Here is a 21854-nt window from a genome sequence, read left to right as displayed (position 1 = left end):
CGCCCCCGCCAAACCTGAGGAGCCCGGCTCCATGACCACCAGCCCGACAGCCACCCCGACCCGGGCCCCGCACCAGGACGTCCCCGGCGGGCACAAGCCCGGCGACGGCCGCGTCGGCGGCGGACTCTTCGACCCCCAGCAACTGGTCACGTCCCTGCCCGACGCGCTGCGCAAGCTCGACCCGCGGGTGATGGCCAAGTCCCCCGTGATGTTCGTCGTCGAGGTCGGCTCCGTACTCACCACGGTCTTCGCCTGCCTGTCCCCCGGGGACTGGTTCGGCTGGGCGATCGCCGTCTGGCTCTGGCTGACGGTGATCTTCGCCAACCTGGCCGAGGCGGTCGCCGAGGGCCGCGGCAAGGCGCAGGCCGACACCCTGCGCAAGGCCAAGACCGACACCGTCGCACGTCGGCTGAGCGACGGTGCGGAGGAGCAGGTCCCCGGCACCGAACTGCGCATCGGCGACCTCGTCGTCTGCGAGGCCGGCGACATCATTCCCGGCGACGGCGATGTCGTCGAAGGCGTCGCCTCCGTCGACGAGTCCGCCATCACCGGTGAATCCGCCCCGGTCATCCGCGAGTCGGGCGGCGACCGCTCGGCCGTGACCGGTGGGACCAAGGTGCTCTCCGACCGCATCGTCATCAAGATCACCACCAAGCCCGGTGAGACCTTCATCGACCGGATGATCAACCTCGTCGAGGGCGCCGCACGGCAGAAGACCCCCAACGAGATCGCGCTGAACATCCTGCTCGCCTCGCTCACTATCGTCTTCCTGCTGGCCGTCGTCACCCTCCAGCCGTTCGCGATCTACGCGGGCGCCGAACAGCCCATGATCGTGCTGCTCGCCCTGCTGGTCTGCCTGATTCCGACGACCATCGGCGCCCTGCTCTCGGCCATCGGCATCGCCGGCATGGACCGGCTCGTCCAGCGGAACGTCCTGGCGATGTCGGGACGGGCCGTGGAAGCGGCCGGCGATGTCTCGACGCTGCTGCTCGACAAGACCGGCACCATCACACTCGGCAACCGCCAGGCCGCCGAGTTCGTGCCCGTACGCGGCACGACGGAGGCCGAGGTCGCGGACGCCGCCCAGCTGTCCTCGCTGGCCGACGAGACCCCCGAGGGCCGCTCGATCGTCGTCCTCGCCAAGGAGGAGTACGGGCTGCGCGAGCGCCACCAGGGCGAACTGGTGGACGCGGAGTGGGTGCCGTTCACCGCCCAGACCCGGATGTCCGGGGTGGACGTCGACGGCCGCAAGGTCCGTAAGGGCGCGACCGGTTCGGTCCTCGCCTGGGTCCAGGAGCGCGGTGGCACGGTCGCCGATGACGCCGACACCGTGAGCAACGCCATCTCGCAGGCCGGCGGCACGCCGCTGCTGGTGGCCGTCGAGGACGACAAGGGCGCTCGCGTGCTGGGCGTCATCCACCTCAAGGACGTCGTCAAGGAGGGCATGCGGGAGCGGTTCGACGAGCTGCGCCGCATGGGCATCAAGACCGTCATGATCACGGGCGACAACCCGCTGACGGCCAAGGCGATCGCCGAGGAGGCGGGCGTCGACGACTTCCTCGCGGAGGCGACTCCCGAGGACAAGATGGCGCTCATCAAGCGGGAGCAGGCCGGCGGCAAGCTCGTCGCGATGACCGGCGACGGGACGAACGACGCCCCGGCCCTCGCGCAGGCGGACGTCGGCGTGGCGATGAACACCGGTACGTCGGCCGCCAAGGAGGCCGGCAACATGGTCGACCTCGACTCCAACCCGACCAAGCTCATCGAGATCGTCGAGATCGGCAAGCAACTCCTGATCACCCGCGGCGCGTTGACGACGTTCTCCATCGCCAACGACGTCGCCAAGTACTTCGCCATCATCCCGGCGATGTTCGCGGTGGCCTACCCGGGCCTGGACACCCTCAACATCATGCGGCTCTCCAGCCCCAACTCCGCCATCCTGTCGGCGATCATCTTCAACGCCCTGATCATCATCGCGCTGGTGCCGCTCGCCCTGAAGGGCGTGCAGTACCGCCCGGTCAGCGCCGACCGGATGCTGCGGCGCAACCTCGGCATCTACGGCCTGGGCGGACTGATCGCACCGTTCATCGGCATCAAACTCATCGACGTGCTCATCTCCCTCATCCCCGGGCTGCACTGATGCGGAAAGCGTGGTAACCGCCATGAACAACTCGGTACGCAACACCGCCCGGTTGCTCGGCGCCGGCCTGCGCGCCCTGCTCGTCCTGACCGTGGTGTGCGGCGTCCTCTACCCGCTACTGGTCACCGGCGTGGCCCAGGCGGCCTTCCCCCACCAGGCCAACGGGTCCGAGGTCCGCTCCCACGGCAAGGTCGTCGGCTCCTCGCTCCTCGGCCAGCGCTACGACAAGGGCACCGACAAACAGGGCAACCCCATCCCCGACCTGCGGTTCTTCCAGCCGCGCCCGTCCGCGGGCCTGGGCAGCAACCGGACCAACGGCGTCAACACCCAGTACGACCTCAAGGTCTCCGGCGCCTCCAACCTGGGCGCCGGCAACACCGACCTCACCAAGGCGGTCGGAGAACGCAAGAAGTGGGTCGCCGAGACCTACGGCGTCCCCGCATCGAAGGTCCCCGCGGACGCCGTCACCTCCTCCGGCTCCGGCCTCGACCCGGACATCTCCCCGGCGTACGCCCAACTCCAGGCCGACCGCATCGCCAAGGAGAACCACCTCCCGGCAACCACGGTGCGCCGCCTGGTCACCCGTCACACCGAGAGCCGCGCCCTGGGCTTCCTCGGCGAACCGCGGGTGAACGTACTGGAGTTGAACGTGGCGCTGCGGGATCTGCTGCGGGCACAGGGCGACAAGGGCTGAACCGGAAAGGAGCCCCAACGACGGGCGACGGGCGGCTCCCGAGGGATTCCTCCTCGGGAGCCGCCTTCTGCTCTTCAGATATCTGAACTCACGGTGTGAGGACGGCAGTTGTGACGGTCGGTGGGCCAACCGGCCGCCCCTGAGTCACCTTCCTGCGTCATGCCTTGACGAGGCGTCGGCTGGGCTCTACTTTTCCCAGCCATGACAGACGTTCATGTCAGCGCCTGTTGTTCATGTACGAGAACAGTCTGAGAGCGGAAAGAAGGCGACACGAGACCAGCCCTTCTTCCCTCCCCGTGGAGTATCTCGGCAGGAAGGCACCCACCCCCCATGCGCAGAACGTTCACCCTCGTCGCCGGCACGCTGACCGGCGCCCTGACGGCCGGCCTCCTCATAGGCGCCCCGTCCACCGCGGCCCCGGCGGCCACCAAACCGTCCGCGTCCGCCCCGGCCACCTTCACCCACCCCGGCGTCCTCGTCGGCACCCGCCAGCTCGACCACGTCCGCAGCAAGGTCAACTCCGGCGCCCAGCCCTGGAAGAGCGCCTTCGACGCGATGATGGCGAGCCCGTACGCCTCGCTCTCCCGCACGCCCAAACCCCGCGGCACCGTCGAATGCGGCCCGTACTCCAAGCCCAACCACGGCTGCACCGACGAACGCGAGGACGCCCTCGCCGCCTACACCCTCTCGCTGGCCTGGTACCTCACCCGCGACAGCAGATACGCCGACAAGGCCATCCAGATCATGGACGCCTGGTCCGCCACCCTCAAGGAACACACCAACAGCAACGCCCCACTACAGACCGGCTGGGCCGGCTCCTCCTGGCCGCGCGCCGCCGAAATCATCCGCTACACGTACAACGGCTGGCCCAAGAACCGCATCGACCGCTTCGCCGGCATGCTGCGCACCGTCTACCTCCCCGAGGTCATCAACGGCTCGCACAGCAACGGGAACTGGGAACTGACCATGATGGAGGCCGCCGTCGGCATCTCCGTCTTCCTGGACGACAAGGCCTCCTACGACAAGGCCCTCGCCACCTACCGCGCCCGCGTCCCCGCGTACATCTACCTCACGTCCGACGGCGCTCTGCCCAGGACCACACCGGGGAGCGGCCTGAACACCCGCGACAAGATCATCAAGTACTGGCAGGGCCAGTCCACCTTCGTCGACGGCCTGACCCAGGAAACCTGCCGCGACTTCACCCACACCGGATACGGCCTGTCGGCCATCTCCCACATCGCCGAGACCACCCGCCTCCAGGGCCAGGACCTCTACCCCGAGGTCGCCGAACGCCTGCGCCACGCCCTCGGCTTCCAGGCCACCTACGAACTCGGCACCGCCCCGCCGTCCTGGCTGTGCGGCGGCACCCTCAAGCGCGGCCTGGGCCCCGTCACCGAGGTCGGCTACAACGCCCTGCACAACCGGATGCACTTCGACATGCCGCGCACGCAGAAACTCACCGAGCAGCAGCGCCCGGCGGGCTCCAACAACCTCTTCGTGGCCTGGGAGACCCTGACCCACGCCGAGAACCCCAACTGACCGCCTGGCGGCTCCCCGCCGGCCCTTCCCGCGGCCGCATCCGACAGTTATCCACAGGCGTTGCCCGCCGAACCACGCCCTACGCATACTGACGCCACCGGCAGGCACCACCGAGGGTGCCCGACCGGCGCGGCGCACCGATGCCGCAACGGGAGGGGGGACGACCATGCACAACGGGGGAAGCGGATCCCGGCCGGACGCGGTCGGCGGGGCGGGGAAGCGGAAGTCCGACGCGTCCGCAGGGGACGGTGTCGGGGGAGCCGACCGGGCAAGCGGTGTCCCCACGGCGATGGTCATCGTCGAGGATCTGCACCGCAGTTACGGCAGCGAGGGCAGTGACGCCGGCGCCGTGCACGCGCTCCGCGGGGTCTCCTGTCGCATCCCGCGCGGCGAACTGGTGGCCCTGCGCGGCCGTTCCGGATCCGGCAAGACGACACTCCTCAACCTCATCGGCGGCCTGGACACCCCCGACGCGGGACGCATCACCGTCGACGGCACCCCGCTCGCCGCCCTCGGTGAGACCGAACTGCTGGAAATGCGCCGCGACCGCATCGGCTTCGTCTTCCAGTCGTTCGGGCTGATACCGATCCTGAGCGCCGCCGAGAACGTCGGAGTGCCCCTGCGCCTCCGCAAGGTCCCGCCACGCGAGCGCGAGGAACGCGTCGCGCTGCTGCTGTCACTGGTCGGCCTCGCCGACCACGCCCGGCAGCGCCCGGGCGAACTCTCCGGCGGCCAGCAACAACGGGTCGCGATAGCCCGCGCGTTGGCCAATCGCCCCGCCCTTCTCATAGCCGACGAACCCACCGGCCAACTCGACGCCGAAACCGGCCTGGAGGTGATGGAACTGCTGCGCGCCGTCGTCCGTAGCGAGGGCGTCACGGCCCTGGTCGCCACCCACGACAACACCCTCCTGGACCTTGCCGACCGCGTCCTGACGCTGAACGACGGGTTGATCACTGAGGAGGGCGCACAAACCCGAGCGGCGGCGGGCTTGGCGTAGCGGCCACGGGCTTGGCTTAGGACGGCGTGGGGGTGGCGGGGCGCGGGGGGCGGCGGGGTCGGCCGGTCAGTGGGGGCGGGGGTGGAGGAGGCGGGGTGGGGGAGGGGGAGGGCCCCCCGGGGGGAGGGGGGAAGGTAGCCGGGGGGAGGGCCCCAGGGGAGGAGGAAGCGCTCTTCATGGCGATGGCCCTCCCCCCTCCCCGACGCGCGCCTGGCCGCCCCCTCCCGAGTCGGTTCGGGGTGGGGCGGCCATTCCGTACGGTTTCAGGGCGCCATGGTGAACTGCTGCAGCAGCAGGGGCGTACCCGGGCCGGCGCCCGCACCCAAGCCCCTGATGGTCCGTCAGGTCAGGGCGATCGTGAACAGTACGAAGGCGAGCACGATGATGGCTACGCGGACGTAGTGGAAGCGGTCCCATCGGCCGACCTGTTGCTTCCAGTCGGCGGGCAGGCCCTCCTTCGACCAGGCCGCGACACGTGAGTTGATCGGTACGAGCAGCAGGATCGACATCACCACGCTCAGTACCAGCAGCACCGTGCCCGCGGCGATGAATGAGGCGCCCGCGTCGCCCCATGTCAGCGCGGACCACGTCGCGCCGAGGACGACCGAGCCGATGTACCAGAACGGCATGACCCGGCCGAGGACGCGTGCCCCGTCGCTGCGGGCGTCGAGTCCGCCGTCGTTCGGGAGCCGGTCGAGGATCGGATTGACGAACACCGCCACCGCGAATTCCACGCCCACCATTAGTCCGACCACGACGACCGTGATGACGGCCAGTGCGTTGTGCATGTCCCCTCCCAGGGCTTGAACAGGGCTTGAACAAGGGCTTGAAGCGCCGGCGGCCGAGCGATTGGCGGCCTGGAGGCCCAATTATCTAGCGGCGCTAGATTCTGGTTCGATGCTAGACCGGTCGTTGCTCTGTTGTCTAGCGGTGCTAGCATCGAGGCATGTCGGTACGTGAACGCAAGGAACGCGAGCGGGCCAACCGCCACAGGCTGATCGTCTCCACGGCCCGCGAGCTGGCCGAGACGCAGGGATGGGACGCCGTTACCACGCGCCGCCTCGCCGAGCAGATCGAGTACAGCCAGCCCGTGCTCTACAGCCACTTCCGGGGCAAGAAGGAGATCGTCGGGGCGGTCGCGCTGGAGGGGTTCGCCGAGCTGACGACCGCGCTGCGCGCCGCGGTGCCGGAAGGGCCCCCCGGGCGGGAGGCGGTCGCGGCGCTGGCCAGCGCCTACACCGACTTCGCCGCGCGCAATCCCGCCCTGTACGACGCGATGTTCAGCCTCGACAACGGCCTCTTGTTCGCCGACGAGGACACGCCCGCGCCGCTGCGGGAGGCGTTCCAGGCCCTGCTGGACCCGCTCGTCGAGCATGCGCATCCCGACGAACCAGGCCTGTTCGTCGAGACGTTCTGGGCCGCGCTGCACGGGCTGGTCACCCTCACCCGCGCCGGACGCCTGCCCGCCGACCGGGTCCCCGACCGCCTCACTCTCCTGGTCGACCGCTTCGTCCCGAAGTGAACGGGAGCGCAACAGAAACGGTCTCCAGCAAGCGCGAGTTCACGCCGGCCGCTGGCGCTGCGTCAGGCCTCACTGTCCTCACAACTCTCGCGGCCCTCACGACACCTCACGGCCTGCACGCCCCCTCAGCCCTCACCCGTCTCCCCCCCCGCACACCGCTAGCAGCGCGCCCCACCCCCGTACGCCGCTACCAGACGTCGCCGTCGCGCCAGTCGCAGGTGAGGTCGGAGTCGAGGTCCAGGGCGGCGGCGGGGGTCGGCAGGACGTAGAGGCAGTCGTCCTCGTCGGCGGTGCGCCGGACGCCGGACGGGGTGAGGGTCCAGGAGCGGCCGCGCCACTGCTGCCAGCCCCGGGCGGCGTAGAAGGTGGCGGCCTCGTCGGAGGCGCCGAGCGCGCCGAGGTCGTAGGCGGCGCGGATGACTCGTTCCAGCGCGGCCATCATGGCCGCCCCGTGGCCACGGCCGCGCCGGTCCGCGCGTACGCCGACCCCCTCGACGTAACCGCAGCGCAGCGACCGGCCGCCGTGCAGCAGTCGGCGCTGGATCACGGAGGCGTGGCCGATGAGTTCGTCGTCCTCGTAGGCCAGGGCGTGCAGACCGCCGAGGGCGTGGTCCCAGTCCTCCTCGGTCATGTCGTCGAAGACGTCGTGGAGGAGGGCGCGCGCCGCCCCGAGGGTGGCCGCGTCCAGGTCGGCGGTGTGCGCGATCCGTACCGCGGGCGTGCGGCCCGTCGTCAGACCTTCCTCGGGGGCGGGGGAGTGGCCGGTGAGGGAGGTGGGGTCGGTTACGGGCCCGGGCAAGGGCTCGGGCGCGGTGTCCGTCATGAGGGGCATCGTCGCATTCAGCCGTGTCGTGCGGCGAGGTGTTTTGGTCGCGCGTGAACGGAGGGGCAGGGGCGGCCGGCCTCGGCCGGTCGCCGTTCCCGCTGATCCGGAGGCCGCGGGCCCCGAGCAGCGCCCGCCCGCGGCAGCGACGAAGCCCCGTATCAGAGTCGCGTCAAGACCGGGCGCGAAGGCGTCGACTGAGGCTTTTGTTCGCTTGTGGGGTCGGTAGGGTCGCAGCAGGCCAGCCCGGTGGGGGCGGCCTTCACGTAAGACAATGGGGCCATGGCACGCGGCAAGCTACGGATATATCTCGGGGCGGCGCCCGGCGTCGGCAAGACCTACGCGATGCTGTCCGAGGCACACCGGCGCGTGGAGCGGGGCACGGACGTCGTGGTGGCGTTCGTCGAGCACCACGGGCGGCCCCGTACGGAGGTCATGCTGCACGGCCTGGAGCAGATCCAGCGCCGCGAGCTGACGTACCGTGGCTCGGTTTTCACCGAAATGGACGTGGACGCGGCACGGGAACGCAAGCCCGCGGTGGCCCTGGTCGACGAGTTGGCCCACACCAACGTGCCCGGTTCGCGCAACCCCAAGCGCTGGCAGGACATCGAGGAGCTGCTGGAAGCCGGCATCGATGTCATCTCGACGGTGAACATCCAGCACCTGGAGTCGCTCGGTGACGTCGTCGAGTCCATAACGGGCGTCCGGCAGCGCGAGACCGTGCCGGACGAGGTGGTGCGGCGGGCCGACCAGATCGAGCTTGTCGACATGTCGCCGCAGGCCATCCGGCGCCGGATGGCGCACGGGAACATCTATCAGTCCGACAAGGTGGACGCCGCCCTGTCGAACTACTTCCGGCCGGGCAACCTCACGGCGCTGCGCGAGCTGGCGCTCCTCTGGGTCGCCGACCGCGTCGACGAGTACCTCCAGGAGTACCGCGCGGAGCACTCGATCCGGTCGACCTGGCAGGCCCGCGAGCGGATCGTCGTCGGCCTCACCGGAGGCCCCGAGGGCCGTACGCTCATCCGCCGTGCCGCCCGGATGGCGGCCAAGGGCTCGGGCAGCGAGGTGCTCGCCGTCTACATAGCCCGCAGTGACGGGCTGACCTCCGCCTCACCCAAGGAACTCGCCGTCCAGCGGACCCTGGTGGAGGACCTCGGCGGGACGTTCCACCACGTCATCGGGGACGACATACCGAGTGCGCTGCTGGAGTTCGCGCGCGGGGTGAACGCCACGCAGATCGTGCTGGGGTCCAGTCGCCGCAAGACCTGGCAGTACGTCTTCGGGCCGGGGGTCGGGGCGACCGTCGCCCGCGACTCGGGCCCGGACCTCGACGTGCACATCGTCACCCACGAGGAGGTCGCCAAGGGCCGCGGACTGCCGGTGTCGCGCGGTGCGCGGCTGGGGCGGGCCCGGATCATCGCCGGCTGGCTGGTCGGCGTGGGCGGCCCGGCGCTGCTCTCGTTGCTGCTGTCGAGCCTCGCCAACGGCCCTGGACTGGCCAACGACGTCCTGCTGTTCCTCTTCCTGACCGTCGTGGCGGCGCTGCTCGGCGGGCAGCTGCCGGCGCTGGCGTCGGCCGCGGTCGGCTCGTTGCTGCTGAATTTCTACTTCACGCCGCCGACCCACACCCTCACCATCAGCGACCCGGAGAACATCGTCGCCATCGCGATCTTCTTCGCGGTCGCGGTGTCGGTCGCCTCGGTGGTGGACCTCGCCGCCCGCCGCACCCACCAGGCGGCACGGCTGCGCGCCGAGTCGGAGATCCTGTCGTTCCTCGCCGGCAGCGTGCTGCGCGGTGAGACGGCGCTGAACGCCCTGCTGGAGCGGGTGCGGGAGACCTTCGGCATGGACACCGTGGCGCTGCTGGAGCGGCGCAGCGACGTCGACCCGTGGACCTGCGCCGGCCGGGCCGGCGGCTCCGACAGGAGCGAGCCGCTGCGGCGGCCGGAGGACGCGGACGTCGACATGCCGGTGGGCGACCACATGGCGCTGGCGCTGACCGGGCGGGTGCTGCCCGCCGAGGACCGCCGGGTGCTGGCCGCCTTCGCCGCCCAGGCCGCCGTCGTACTGGACCGGCAGCGGCTGGTCGGCGAGGCCGAACGGGCCCGGGAGCTGGCCGAGGGCAACCGCATCCGGACGGCGCTGCTGGCCGCGGTCAGCCATGACCTGCGGACGCCGCTGGCGAGCATCAAGGCCTCCGTCACCTCCCTGCGGTCGGACGACGTGGCCTGGTCGCCCGAGGACGAGGCGGAGCTGCTGGCCGGCATCGAGGCCGGCGCGGACCGGCTGGACCACCTGGTCGGCAACCTCCTGGACATGTCCCGGCTGCAGACCGGCACGGTCACCCCGCTGATCCGCGAGATCGATCTCGACGAGGTCGTGCCGATGGCGCTGGGCGGCGTACCGGAAGGCAGCGTCACCCTGGACATTCCGGAGGAGCTGCCGATGGTCGCGGTCGATCCGGGGCTGCTGGAACGTTCGGTCGCCAATCTCGTCGAGAACGCCGTGAAGTACAGCCCGGACGGGGAGGCGGTGCTGGTCGCGGCCAGTGCGCTCGGCGACCGGGTGGAGCTGCGGATCGCCGACCGCGGCCCGGGCGTGCCCGACAGCGCCAAGGACCGGATCTTCGAGCCGTTCCAGCGCTACGGCGACGTCCCGCGCGGCGCCGGCGTGGGGCTGGGGCTCGCCGTGGCCCGGGGCTTCGCGGAGGCGATGGGCGGCACGCTGGCCGCCGAGGACACCCCGGGAGGCGGTATGACGATGGTCCTCACGCTCCGGGCCGCGGGCGGCCGTCCGCCGGTCCGGCCCGACCTCCCGGCCCAGGTCACGACATGAGCCGGACCCCGCCGCCCTCCACCCCACGTCCCGCGGGCCGCCCCGCCGGGAAACGCACCGACCCCGCCCCACCGGGACACGACACCACACCACGAGGAGATCGCCAGTGAACCGGGTGCTTGTGGTCGATGACGAGCCGCAGATCGTCCGCGCCCTCGTGATCAACCTGAAGGCGCGCAAGTACGAGGTCGACGCCGCCCCCGACGGGGCCACCGCCCTCAAGCTCGCCGCCGCCCGCCACCCCGACGTCATCGTCCTGGACCTCGGCCTGCCCGACATGGACGGCGTCGAAGTGATCAAGGGGCTGCGGGGCTGGACCCGGGTGCCGATCCTGGTGCTCTCCGCCCGGCAGACCTCCGACGAGAAGGTGGAGGCGCTGGACGCGGGCGCGGACGACTACGTCACCAAGCCGTTCGGCATGGACGAGCTGCTGGCCCGGCTGCGGGCGGCGGTGCGCCGGGCCGAGCCGACCGGGCCGGCCGACACCGCCGTCGTCGTGGAGACCGAGGGCTTCACCGTCGACCTCGCCGCGAAGAAGGTCAACCGCGACGGCCGGGACATCCGGCTGACCCCCACCGAATGGCACCTCCTGGAGGTCCTGGTCCGCAACGCCGGCCGGCTGGTCAGCCAGAAGCAGCTGCTCCAGGAGGTCTGGGGCCCGTCCTACGGCACCGAGACGAACTACCTCCGGGTCTACATGGCCCAGCTCCGCCGCAAGCTGGAGAGCGACCCCTCGCACCCGAAACACTTCATCACCGAGCCGGGGATGGGGTACCGCTTCGAGCAGTGAGGGTGGGGGCGGGGGCCGGGGCCGGGTGGTGACGGCGGGGCGGGGCCGCCCTGTGGACACCGTGATCCGCGGACCCGGGCACCGGTACGCTGGCTTCATGAGTGCTGGGACCCGATCCGAGAAGCCGGCCGGTCGCTTCCGCCGGATGCTCGACAGGCTGTCCTCCTCCGAGGAGGAGCTGCAGTCCGCCGAGTTGCAGCAGGACGCGGAGGACGCGGGCTGCACCCGCATCTGCGACTGCGACGACCGCCAGATAGTGAAGGTCACCGGCACCCTGCGGCATGTCACGCTGCGGCCCCGCGCCGGTGTGCCCGCGCTGGAGGCGGAGCTGTTCGACGGCTCCGCCGCGCTCGACGTGGTGTGGCTGGGCCGCCGCTCCATCGTCGGGATAGAGCCGGGCCGTAAGCTCATCGCCTCGGGCCGGATCTCGCTGAGTCATGGACGCCGGGTGCTCTTCAATCCGAAGTACGAACTCCGACCGCTCGGACAGGAGTAGCCGGTGACGTCTTACGACCGACCGACCACCGACCCCCACGCCGCTGCCGACCCGCACGCCGCTGCCGGTGCCACCCCCGGCGCCGGTCCCGCCCCCGCCGCGCCGCCGGACGACAGCGGTGCCGGCCGGGAGGTGACCGAGGCGGCGCTGTTCGAGGCGTTCGGCGGTGTGCGGGGCCTGGTGGAGACGGTTCTCCCCGGCCTGCTGTTCGTCGCGATCTTCACGGTCAACAAGGACCTGCACATCTCCGCGATCGCCGCGCTGGCCGTCTCGCTGGTGCTGGCGGCCGTCCGCCTGGTCCGCAAGGACACCGTCAAGCACGCCTTCGGCGGTGTCTTCGGTGTCGCCTTCGGCGTGGTCTTCGCGATGATGACCGGCAATGCCAAGGACTTCTACCTGCCCGGCATGCTCTACACCCTCGGCCTGGCCGTGGCCTACATGGTCACGACGCTCGCCGGGGTGCCGCTGATCGGTCTGATCCTGGGCCCGGTCTTCAAGGAGAACCTCTCCTGGCGCACCCGTAACCCCGGCCGGAAGAAGGCGTACGCCAAGGCCAGCTGGGCCTGGGGGCTGATCCTGCTCGGCAAGTGCGCGATCCTCTTCCCGCTGTACTGGTGGGCGGACACCACCCAGCTCGGCTGGGTGCTGATCGCGCTGAAGATCCCGCCGTTCCTGCTCGCGGTCTATCTGACCTGGGTCTTCCTGGTGAAGGCGCCACCGCCGATCGACGTGTTCGCCGAGATGGAAGCCGCGGAAGAGGCGGAGAAGGCGGAGAAGGAACGCAAGGCGGCACTGGCGAAGGACGGCGGCGGGGCAACGGCGGGCCGCCACCGCCGCGACTCCTAGCGCCCACCGCAGCGACTCGTAGCGCCCAACGCCGCGAGTCGCAGCCGCACACATGACTGACGAGGGCGCCCCCGGAGATCCCCGGGGGCGCCCTCGTCATATGTGCGTTCGTGCCGTGCGCCGGGCCTACGACCGCGGCGACCCGTCAGCCCGCCGCGTCCTCGCGCCGGACCGACAGCAGGTCCTCCAGCTGCTCCTCGCGGGACTGCGCCGCGACGAACAGCAGCTCGTCGCCCGCCTCCAGCACGTCCTCCTTGTTGGGCGTGAGCACCCGCGTGCCGCGGATGATCGTGACCAGGGAGGTGTCCTCGGGCCATGCCACATCGCCGACCCGGGTGCCGGCCAGTGCCGCCTCCGGGGGCAGCGTCAGCTCGACGAGGTTGGCGTCGCCGTGGCTGAAGCGCAGCAGCCGGACCAGGTCGCCGACGCTGACCGCCTCCTCGACCAGGGCGGACATCAGACGCGGCGTGGAGACCGCGACATCGACGCCCCAGGACTCGTTGAACAGCCACTCGTTCTTCGGGTTGTTCACCCGGGCGACCACCCGCGGCACGCCGTACTCGGTCTTGGCGAGCAGCGAGACGACGAGGTTGACCTTGTCGTCGCCGGTCGCCGCGATGACGACGTTGCAGCGCTGCAGCGCCGCCTCGTCGAGCGAGGTGATCTCACAGGCGTCGGCCAGCAGCCACTCCGCGAGCGGCACCCGCTCGACCGAGATGGCGGTCGGCGCCTTGTCGATGAGCAGGATCTCGTGCCCGTTCTCCAGGAGCTCGCCCGCGATGGACCGACCCACCGCGCCCGCGCCCGCAATTGCGACCCTCATGCGTGCGCCTCCTCGGGACCCGTGGCGAATGCCGCCTCGACCTTCTCGACCTCGTCGGAGCGCATCATGACGTGCACCAGGTCGCCTTCCTGCAGCACCGTCTGGGAAGTCGGCAGCATCGCCTCGCCCAGCCGGGTGAGGAAGGCGACGCGTACGCCGGTCTCCTCCTGCAGCTTGCTGATCTTGTGGCCGACCCAGGCCGGGGCGGTGTGCACCTCGGCGAGCTGGACAGCGCCGCTGGGGTCCCGCCACAGCGGCTCGGCGCCCGACGGCAGCAGCCGGCGCAGCATCTGGTCGGCAGTCCAGCGGACGGTGGCGACGGTGGGGATGCCCAGCCGCTGGTAGACCTCGGCGCGGCGCGGGTCGTAGATCCGGGCCGCGACGTTCTCGACACCGAACATCTCGCGGGCCACCCGGGCGGCGATGATGTTGGAGTTGTCACCGCTGGAGACGGCCGCGAAGGCACCCGCCTCCTCGATGCCGGCCTCGCGCAGGGTGTCCTGGTCGAAGCCGACGCCGGTCACCCGGCGGCCGCCGAAGGACGAGCCCAGGCGGCGGAAGGCGGTGGGGTCCTGATCGACCACCGCGATGGTGTGACCCTGGCTCTCCAGGGTCTGTGCGAGCGCGGATCCGACCCGCCCGCACCCCATGATGACGATGTGCATGCTGATTACCCCGTGCCCTGTACTAGCGCGCTGACCTGCACAAACACCCTGCTCACTACTTCCTTCTCCCAGTACCGGCGACACGAAGCCACAGCTCGCGATACGGACCGGGTGCGGCAACGGGCGCGCTGGTCGCACCGGTGGTCCGGTACAACCGTAGCCGCAAGAGCGGCTCCTGGAGGGGGCGCGGTCGGCAGCAGTCGGAGGCGGATCGGCGAGGCGGTGCGACGGTCTTCCGCGCCGGGCTGCGCCGCCCGCCGCCCGTGAGGCACGCTACGAGATGTGCCCAACCTGCCTCTCCAGCCCCAACAGGGCTCTCCTGCCCCGCACATGGTGGTCTGCGGCGATGATGCGCTCGCCCACCGGCTCGCCGCCGAGCTCCGGGACGTCTACGGCGAACGGGTGACGCTGGTGACCCCCTCCGCCCGCGAGCCGCACCGTCCCGGTATCCCGCCGCCGGCCAGCCCGCTGGGCCGGGCCGGTGCGCTGCTCGGCCGGGTGTCGGCGGCCATGACCCGGACCGCGCTGCCCCCGGAGCCACCCGGAGAGGGCACCGAGCCGCCGCCCGAGCCGCTGCGGATCCTGGAGGCGGCGCAGCCGGACGACGTGGCGCTCACCGAGGCGGACATCGCCGGGGCGGAGGCGCTGGCCCTGGTCTACGACGACGATGAGCTCAACATCCATGCCGCGCTGCGGGCCCGCCGGCTCAATCCCCGTCTGCGGCTGGTCATCCGCCTCTACAACCGCAAGCTCGGCCAGCACCTGGAGGAGCTGCTCGACCAGGCCGCCGCGGTCGCCGCCCTGGGTGCAGGCGGGGACGGGTCCGCCGGGGCCGTGGACGGCGCGGCCGGGGTCGATGCCTCGACGACCGTACTGTCCGACGCGGACACCGTGGCCCCCGCGCTGGTCGCCACCGCGGTCGCCGGAACCAGCAAGGTCATCGAGGCGGACGGGCTGCTGCTGCGGGCCGTGGAACGCACACCGGTGCGGCCCGGCCGGGCCGGGGACCCGGAGCTGTGCACGCTGGCGGTGCTCCCCGCCTCCGCCACCGACTTGGGCGCGGCCGGCACCTCCGGTGCCGCTACCGTCCCCCGTTCACCCGTTGCCGCCAACTCCCTTGCGGCTCCGGCGAGTTCGGGCGTGTTGGCGGACGAGGGGGCGGTGCTGCTGCCGGACGACGAGGTGGCCGTGGCCGCCACCGGCCGGGCCCGCATCGTCCTGGAGACCGTCTCCTACACCGACCCCTACCCGGGTACGGACGCGGGGCGGCCGGTGCGCCGTCGCGGCCTGCGTGGCCGGGGTGCCCCGCTGGCCTCGCTGTTCTCCCGGCGGCTGCGCTGGTCGCTGGCCGGCCTGGTCGGCGCGGTGCTGGCCCTGGCCGTCGCCTCCTGGCTCACCACCGGCGAGGCCCCGCTGCACGCCACCTACCTCACCTTGCTGGACCTCTTCGCGATCAACGACCCGGCGATCGGTGCGTCGCTGCCCCGCAAGATCCTCCAACTGCTCTCCGGGCTGACCGGTCTGTTGCTGCTGCCGGTGCTGGTCGCCGCGGCGTTCGAGGGGCTGGGCACGTTCCGCAGCGCCTCGGCACTGCGCCGCCCGCCGCGCGGACTGTCGGGCCACGTGGTGCTGCTGGGCCTCGGCAAGGTCGGCACCCGGGTGCTGGCCCGGCTGCACGAGATGGGCATCCCCGTGGTGTGCATCGAGGCGGACCCGGAGGCGCGGGGACTCGCACTGGCCCGGCGGCTGCGGGTGCCGACGGTCCTGGGCGACGTCACTCACGAAGGGGTCCTGGAGGCCGCGATGATCGGGCGGGCGTCCGGTCTGCTCGCGCTGACCAGCGAGGACACCACGAACCTGGAGGCCGCCCTCTACGCCCGTTCGGTCACCCCGCAGCTGCGGGTGACCCTCCGGCTGTTCGACGACCGCTTCGCCACCGCCGTCTACCGCACCCTGCGCGCCGCGCACCCCCGGGCGCTGACCCGCAGCCGCAGCGTCTCCTTCCTGGCCGCCCCCGCCTTCGCCGGCGCGATGATGGGGCGGCAGATCCTGGGGGCGATCCCGGTCGAGCGCCGGGTGCTGCTGGTCGCCCGGGTCGAGGTCCGCGGCCACGCCGCGCTGGAGGGCCGTACGGTCGGCGAGGTCCGGCGGCCCGGCCGGCTGCGGGTGCTGGCGGTCGACACCTCGGCGCCCGACGAACCGGACCCGGACGCCCCGGCAGCCGCCGCCGCGCCGCCGGCCGCCGAGCGCGCGCCGGCCCATCTGGCCCACGAGCTGGGCGACGGCTACGTCCTGCGGCCCCAGGACCGGGTGCTGCTGGTCGCCACCCGCCAGGGCCTGGGCGCCCTGCACTCCCGCCGCTCCCGGCCGTCCGGCCCCGGACCGGCGGCGACGGCACGCACCGGGGGAGGGGCGAGCGGCCCGGCGTGACGAAGGCGGGACGAAGACGGACGAAGACGGGACGAAGGCGGGCAGGACCGAGGGGCGGGGCGAGCGTTCCGACGCCCGCCCCGCCCCACGTGACGAATGCCACGAAAGTCCGGTCGCGCCCCGCTCCCGGCGCGCGTGCTGTGCGTGCGACGTGCGGATCCTGTGCAGGCACGGGCCTCGGGACCGCTCCCGACCTGGGCGGGTGTGGCCCGCGCCACGGCGGGTTGCTCCCCCGTGCGGGTGGCGGGTGGGCAGGGGGCTTGACCAAGCCTTAGCATCCTCTGCGTGTCCAAACTGACCGACGTGCCCAAACGGATCTTGATCGGGCGCGCACTGCGCAGCGACCGGCTCGGGGAGACCCTGCTCCCCAAGCGCATCGCACTCCCCGTCTTCGCCTCCGACCCGCTCTCCTCCGTTGCCTACGCGCCGGGCGAGGTGCTGCTCGTCCTGTCCGTCGCGGGAGTGTCGGCCTACAGCTTCAGCCCCTGGATCGCGGTCGCGGTCGTGGTGCTGATGTTCACCGTCGTCGCGTCGTACCGGCAGAACGTGCACGCCTACCCGAGCGGCGGTGGTGACTACGAGGTCGCCACCACCAACCTCGGCGCCAAGGCGGGACTCACCGTCGCCAGCGCCCTGCTCGTCGACTACGTCCTGACCGTCGCGGTGTCCATCTCGTCCGGGATCGAGAACCTGGGTTCCGCGATCCCGTTCGTCGTCGAGCACAAAACGCTCTGCGCGATCGCCGTCATCTTCCTGCTGACGCTGATGAACCTGCGCGGGGTCAAGGAGTCCGGCAAGCTCTTCGCGATCCCGACGTACGTCTTCGTGGCCGGCGTCTTCATCATGATCATCTGGGGCGTCATCCGCTCCGTGGTCATGGGCGACACGATGAAGGCCCCCACCGCCGACTACACCATCCACGCCGAACAGGGCGGTCTGGCCGGCTTCGCGCTGATCTTCCTGCTGCTGCGCGCCTTCTCCTCCGGTTGTGCCGCGCTCACCGGTGTCGAGGCGATCTCCAACGGCGTCCCGGCCTTCCGCAAGCCCAAGTCGAAGAACGCCGCCACGACGCTGGCCCTCATGGGCGGCCTGGCCGTCACCATGTTCTGCGGCATCATCGCGCTGGCCATGACGACGAAGGTCAGGATGGCCGAGAACCCGGCCACCGACCTGCTCAACAACGGCCGGCCGCTGGGCTCCGGCTACACCCAGAACCCGGTGATCTCCCAGGTCGCCGAGGCGGTCTTCGGCAAGGGCAGCTTCCTCTTCGTCGTCCTGGCCGCCGCCACCGCGCTGGTCCTGTTCCTGGCCGCCAACACCGCCTACAACGGCTTCCCGCTGCTCGGCTCGATCCTGGCCCAGGACCGCTACCTGCCGCGCCAGCTGCACACCCGCGGGGACCGGCTCGCCTTCTCCAACGGCATCGTGCTGCTGGCCGGCGCCGCCGCGGTCCTCGTCTACCTCTACGGCGCGGACTCCACCCGCCTGATCCAGCTCTACATCGTCGGCGTCTTCGTCTCCTTCACGCTTAGCCAGACCGGCATGGTCCGCCACTGGAACCGCCACCTGCTGACCGAGAAGGACCCGGCCAAGCGCAACCGGATGCACCGCTCCCGCGCGATCAACGCCTTCGGTGCCTTCTTCACCGGGCTCGTCCTCGTCGTCGTCCTCCTGACGAAGTTCACCCACGGCGCCTGGGTGGCCCTGCTCGGCATGGTCATCTTCTTCGCCACCATGACCGCGATCCGCCGCCACTACGACCGGGTCGCCGACGAGATCGCCGCCGAGGACACCCTCGACGACGACGTGGCCCGCCCCTCCCGCGTGCACTCCCTCGTCCTGGTCTCCAAGGTCCACAAGCCCACCCTGCGGGCCCTGAACTACGCCAAGCTGATGCGCACCGACACCCTCGAAGCGGTCAGCGTGGACGTCGACCAGGCCGACACCAAGGCGCTGCGGGAGGAGTGGGAGCGCCGCGGCATCGAGGTGCCGCTGAAGGTCCTGGCCTCGCCCTACCGCGAGATCACCCGCCCGATCATCGACTACGTGAAGTCCCTCCGCCGGGAGAGCCCGCGCGACGCCGTCTCCGTCTACATCCCCGAGTACGTCGTCGGCCACTGGTACGAGCACCTCCTGCACAACCAGAGCGCCCTCCGCCTCAAGGGCCGCCTCCTGTTCACCCCCGGCGTCATGGTCACCTCCGTGCCCTGGCAGCTGGACTCCTCCGAGGCCGCCAAGCTGCGCGCCCGCAAGCGCGCCGAGTGGAACGCCCCGGGCGCGGTACGCCGCGGCCCGGTCGCCCAGCCGAAGAAGGAGCGGGCGGCCACGAAGAAGTGAACGGGGTGTGCGACGGGTAGCGGCCGGAGCTGGCCGCGGGCCGTGCACGACCGGCAGGGCAGGGGACCGGGCGCGGACCGGGCACGGCACACCGGGACGTAGACTTGACGGCTGGCCTCCTTCCGGAGGCCGGCCGTCGTCGTCACGTCGTACCCCACCTCAGGAGCCCACCCGCCATGCCGGAAGAACCCAAGAACCCACTGGCCGGCGAGGAGCAGTCTCTGACCAGCGGGGACAAGCCGCTGGCCGACGAGGAGCAGTCCCTGGCCGGTACGGAGCAGCCGCTGCCGGGCGCCGCGAAGTCCCTGGTCGCCGAGGAGAAGTCCCTGATCGCCGAGGAGAAGTCTCTGGTCGGCGAGGAGTACGAGGTCGAAATCGGCCCGGTCGCCCACGGCGGCCACTGCATCGCCCGTACGGAAGCCGGCCAGGTCCTCTTCGTGCGTCACACCCTCCCCGGCGAGCGCGTGATCGCCCGGGTCACCGAGGGCGAGGAAGGCGCACGCTTCCTCCGCGCCGACGCCGTACGGATCCTCCAGCCTTCCAAGGACCGCGTCGAGGCCCCCTGCCCCTTCTCCGGCCCGGGCCGCTGCGGCGGCTGCGACTGGCAGCACGCCAAGCCCGGCGCCCAGCGCCGCCTCAAGGGCGAGGTGGTGGCCGAGCAGCTGATGCGGCTGGCCGGGCTGACTCCCGAGGCGGCCGGCTGGGACGGCACCGTCGAGCCCGCCCCCGGCGACAAGGTCGGCCCCGGCGAGGTCCCCGCCTGGCGCACCCGCGTCCAGTACGCCGTCGACGCCGAGGGCCGCGCCGGCCTGCGCAAGCACCGCTCACACGACGTCGAGCCCATCACCCACTGCCTGATCGCCGCCCCCGGCGTTTCCGAACTCGGCGTCGAGCAGCGCGACTGGCCCCAGATCGCCACCGTCGAGGCGATCGCCGCCACCGGCTCCCACGACCGCCAGGTCATCCTCACCCCCCGCCCCGGCGGCCGCCTCCCGATCGTCGAACTCGACAAGCCGGTCTCCGTGATGCGCGTCGGCGAGAAGGACAAGGGCGTCCACCGCGTCCACGGCCGCCCCTTCGTCCGCGAACGCGCCGCCGGCCGCACCTGGCGGGTCGGCAACGGCGGCTTCTGGCAGGTCCACCCGAAGGCCGCCGACCTCCTCGTCGACGCCGTCATGCAGGGCCTGATGCCGAAGAAGGGCGACATGGCCCTCGACCTCTACTGCGGCGTCGGCCTGTTCGCCGGAGCCCTCGCCGAACGCGTCGGCGACAAGGGCGCGGTCCTCGGCATCGAGTCCGGCAAGCGCGCCGTAGAGGACGCCCGCCACAACCTCGCCGACCTCGACCGCGTCCGCATCGAACACGGCAAGGTCGAATCGATCCTCCCCCGCACCGGCATCACCGACGTCGACCTCGTGGTCCTCGACCCACCCCGAGCCGGCGCCGGCAAATCCACCGTCCACCACCTCGCCTCCCTCACCCCCCGCCGCCTCGCCTACGTAGCCTGCGACCCGGCGGCCCTCGCCCGCGACCTGAAGTACTTCGCGGAGGTGGGGTATGCGCCGCGGCGGATGCGGGCGTTCGATCTGTTTCCTATGACGCATCATGTGGAGTGCGTGGTGGTGCTGGAGCGGGCCGACAAGGGGCGCTGACCTGCCTGTGGTGTGCGTGATGGGCGTCGGGTGCTTTACGGGCGATACCTGGACGCACGAGCGAGGCAAGTTTGACGCATGTCAGAAGCCTTCCTGATGCGTCGCCGGGTGCGGTGAAGAAGCCGCCGCTGTTGCCGGATTGCTCCAGCGGCAGGGGTGGCTTTCGTGCGGTCAGTGAGAGCGCTGGCTCGGAGCTGCGAGGCGGTCGCGGAGTCTACCGAGACGGATGGTGTGGGGGCCGTACTGCGTGCTCCGTCGCGTCTGTCTCGCGATGGCCCCGCATCGAGCTGGGCTGGTGTGTGGCGGCGGACGACGGCCCGGCCCCGCCGATAGGTGATTACGCTGCGGGTAAGCAATTCAGGAGCGCCTCGTGGATGCCGTCTTGGATCTCCCAGCGGATCACTGGCTCGGCCGTCAGGATGCTGTGTCGCCTCGCAGACGACCAAGGATGGCGGCGGGCGAATCGTGGAATCGTGGTCTTTGCCAAGGCGACGGATGAGCGCGCGGAACACCTCGACCAACGGCAGCTCAGGAAGGTACTGCAGCCTTAGTCATTGCCCGCTGGCACGTCCTGCGAAACGACCGCCTGGAACCCGGCATGACGAGGCTTGCAGCATCACCCACGGCTAGTAGTCCTGGAGGGTATGGGATATGCGCTCTCACAACGCATGGATCTGCCGTTCTGACCGTGCCCGACTGCTACATCAGTCGTCGTTCATCCACTTCAGTGCGATGGCCTGCTGCCAGGCGTCGATCATCTCTTCAAAGACCTTGTCCACCTCGGTGAGATATGCCCGGTGGTCTGCGGTCTGTGCCTGGGCGGCGCCGTCGGCGGCTGTCTTCTCCCGCATCATCTGCAACACCGGTAGGGTCTTTGCATCCGGGTGCCCCAGCTCCCGAACCTTGCGCCCGGTGTCCGCACCCACCATGTAGGCGGACAGCCGTGCCTTGTCGCTGACCGCCATGTCATCGTCCGGGCGCAGGGTCGTATCGCCTAGCTCCAACTCGACCAGTGCCCGGCCGCTCCACAGGGCCAGGAGCTGTCCGGGTGAGAGAATGTGCCTGCCGTCGATGACCAGGAGCCCGCGGTACTCCACAGTGGTCGTGCCGTCCTCGTTACGCCGGATGTTGCTTTGGTCGCCCTCGACGGATATCGCGGAAACCGGCACATCGGCGGGCAGTCGGACCGTACGCAACCGAGACATGCCCGCACGCTACACCGTCCGAGATGGCGGCATCGACCGGCGAATCTCTTGTGG

The 21854-nt window shown here is 71.1% G+C and carries 17 protein-coding genes; 12 read left to right on the top strand and 5 right to left on the bottom strand.

Going from position 1 to position 21854, the window contains the following annotated elements:
* Positions 1-31 precede the first annotated feature (31 nt).
* The 4 genes from kdpB to ACFV1J_RS10880 all read left to right on the top strand — a co-directional run bounded on the left by kdpB (position 32) and on the right by ACFV1J_RS10880 (position 5373).
* On the top strand, positions 32-2140 hold the full coding sequence (kdpB, locus tag ACFV1J_RS10895; RefSeq protein WP_385856990.1) for a potassium-transporting ATPase subunit KdpB: 2109 nt from the start codon (positions 32-34) through the stop codon (positions 2138-2140).
* A 22-nt stretch (positions 2141-2162) separates the two neighbouring features.
* Positions 2163-2834, top strand: a complete 672-nt coding sequence (gene kdpC, locus ACFV1J_RS10890) for a potassium-transporting ATPase subunit KdpC (RefSeq protein WP_385856989.1) — start codon at positions 2163-2165, stop codon at positions 2832-2834.
* A gap of 330 nt (positions 2835-3164) precedes the next feature.
* Complete coding sequence (locus ACFV1J_RS10885; protein ID WP_385856988.1) at positions 3165-4373, top strand: alginate lyase family protein; 1209 nt, start codon at positions 3165-3167, stop codon at positions 4371-4373.
* Positions 4374-4662: 289 nt separating this feature from the next.
* Positions 4663-5373 (top strand): ABC transporter ATP-binding protein, encoded by a 711-nt coding sequence (locus ACFV1J_RS10880; RefSeq protein ID WP_385857090.1) that lies wholly within the window; start codon positions 4663-4665, stop codon positions 5371-5373.
* Positions 5374-5714: 341 nt separating this feature from the next.
* On the opposite strand, the gene ACFV1J_RS10875 is transcribed toward ACFV1J_RS10880, so the two are convergent.
* Positions 5715-6161, bottom strand: a complete 447-nt coding sequence (locus ACFV1J_RS10875; protein WP_385856987.1) for an anthrone oxygenase family protein — start codon at positions 6159-6161, stop codon at positions 5715-5717.
* 158 nt (positions 6162-6319) lie between these two features.
* Here ACFV1J_RS10875 and ACFV1J_RS10870 point away from each other — a divergent pair, with 158 nt between their 5' ends.
* Complete coding sequence (locus ACFV1J_RS10870; RefSeq protein WP_385856986.1) at positions 6320-6895, top strand: TetR/AcrR family transcriptional regulator; 576 nt, start codon at positions 6320-6322, stop codon at positions 6893-6895.
* Positions 6896-7082: 187 nt separating this feature from the next.
* On the opposite strand, the gene ACFV1J_RS10865 is transcribed toward ACFV1J_RS10870, so the two are convergent.
* Positions 7083-7718 carry a GNAT family N-acetyltransferase gene (locus tag ACFV1J_RS10865; protein ID WP_385856985.1) on the bottom strand — a complete coding sequence of 212 codons (636 nt, stop codon included), beginning with the start codon at positions 7716-7718 and terminating at the stop codon, positions 7083-7085.
* Positions 7719-8000: 282 nt separating this feature from the next.
* On the opposite strand from ACFV1J_RS10865, the gene ACFV1J_RS10860 reads away from it, so the two are divergent.
* From ACFV1J_RS10860 to ACFV1J_RS10845, 4 genes are all read left to right on the top strand, one after another.
* Positions 8001-10556, top strand: coding sequence for a DUF4118 domain-containing protein (locus ACFV1J_RS10860; RefSeq protein ID WP_385856984.1), 2556 nt, complete (start codon positions 8001-8003; stop codon positions 10554-10556).
* Positions 10557-10662: 106 nt separating this feature from the next.
* Positions 10663-11346, top strand: coding sequence for a response regulator (locus tag ACFV1J_RS10855; protein ID WP_360957556.1), 684 nt, complete (start codon positions 10663-10665; stop codon positions 11344-11346).
* A gap of 97 nt (positions 11347-11443) precedes the next feature.
* Positions 11444-11842, top strand: coding sequence for an OB-fold nucleic acid binding domain-containing protein (locus ACFV1J_RS10850; RefSeq protein WP_078872252.1), 399 nt, complete (start codon positions 11444-11446; stop codon positions 11840-11842).
* 3 nt (positions 11843-11845) lie between these two features.
* Positions 11846-12688, top strand: coding sequence for a DUF3159 domain-containing protein (locus ACFV1J_RS10845; protein ID WP_385856983.1), 843 nt, complete (start codon positions 11846-11848; stop codon positions 12686-12688).
* Positions 12689-12833: 145 nt separating this feature from the next.
* On the opposite strand, the gene ACFV1J_RS10840 is transcribed toward ACFV1J_RS10845, so the two are convergent.
* Both ACFV1J_RS10840 and ACFV1J_RS10835 read right to left on the bottom strand, forming a co-directional pair.
* On the bottom strand, positions 12834-13511 hold the full coding sequence (locus ACFV1J_RS10840; RefSeq protein ID WP_030412323.1) for a TrkA family potassium uptake protein: 678 nt from the start codon (positions 13509-13511) through the stop codon (positions 12834-12836).
* Positions 13508-14176, bottom strand: coding sequence for a potassium channel family protein (locus ACFV1J_RS10835; protein WP_385856982.1), 669 nt, complete (start codon positions 14174-14176; stop codon positions 13508-13510). Before ACFV1J_RS10835 ends, ACFV1J_RS10840 begins: the two co-directional genes overlap by 4 nt.
* Positions 14177-14506: 330 nt before the next feature.
* On the opposite strand from ACFV1J_RS10835, the gene ACFV1J_RS10830 reads away from it, so the two are divergent.
* The 3 genes from ACFV1J_RS10830 (at position 14507) to ACFV1J_RS10820 (ending at position 20595) form a co-directional block, all read left to right on the top strand.
* Positions 14507-16606, top strand: coding sequence for an NAD-binding protein (locus tag ACFV1J_RS10830; protein WP_385857089.1), 2100 nt, complete (start codon positions 14507-14509; stop codon positions 16604-16606).
* Positions 16607-16891: 285 nt separating this feature from the next.
* The gene (locus ACFV1J_RS10825; protein ID WP_385856981.1) at positions 16892-18943 is read left to right on the top strand and encodes an APC family permease; all 2052 of its coding nucleotides are present in this window, start codon (positions 16892-16894) and stop codon (positions 18941-18943) included.
* A gap of 176 nt (positions 18944-19119) precedes the next feature.
* Positions 19120-20595 carry a class I SAM-dependent RNA methyltransferase gene (locus ACFV1J_RS10820; protein WP_385856980.1) on the top strand — a complete coding sequence of 492 codons (1476 nt, stop codon included), beginning with the start codon at positions 19120-19122 and terminating at the stop codon, positions 20593-20595.
* A 704-nt stretch (positions 20596-21299) separates the two neighbouring features.
* On the opposite strand, the gene ACFV1J_RS10815 is transcribed toward ACFV1J_RS10820, so the two are convergent.
* Positions 21300-21800 (bottom strand): hypothetical protein, encoded by a 501-nt coding sequence (locus ACFV1J_RS10815; RefSeq protein ID WP_385856979.1) that lies wholly within the window; start codon positions 21798-21800, stop codon positions 21300-21302.
* Positions 21801-21854: the final 54 nt, after the last annotated feature.

Origin of the sequence: Streptomyces sp. NPDC059649, assembly GCF_042734445.1 — a bacterium.
In the GTDB taxonomy this organism is placed as follows: domain Bacteria; phylum Actinomycetota; class Actinomycetes; order Streptomycetales; family Streptomycetaceae; genus Streptomyces.
Note: the sequence above shows the minus strand (reverse complement) of the source record. Positions and strands in the feature narration are given on the sequence as shown.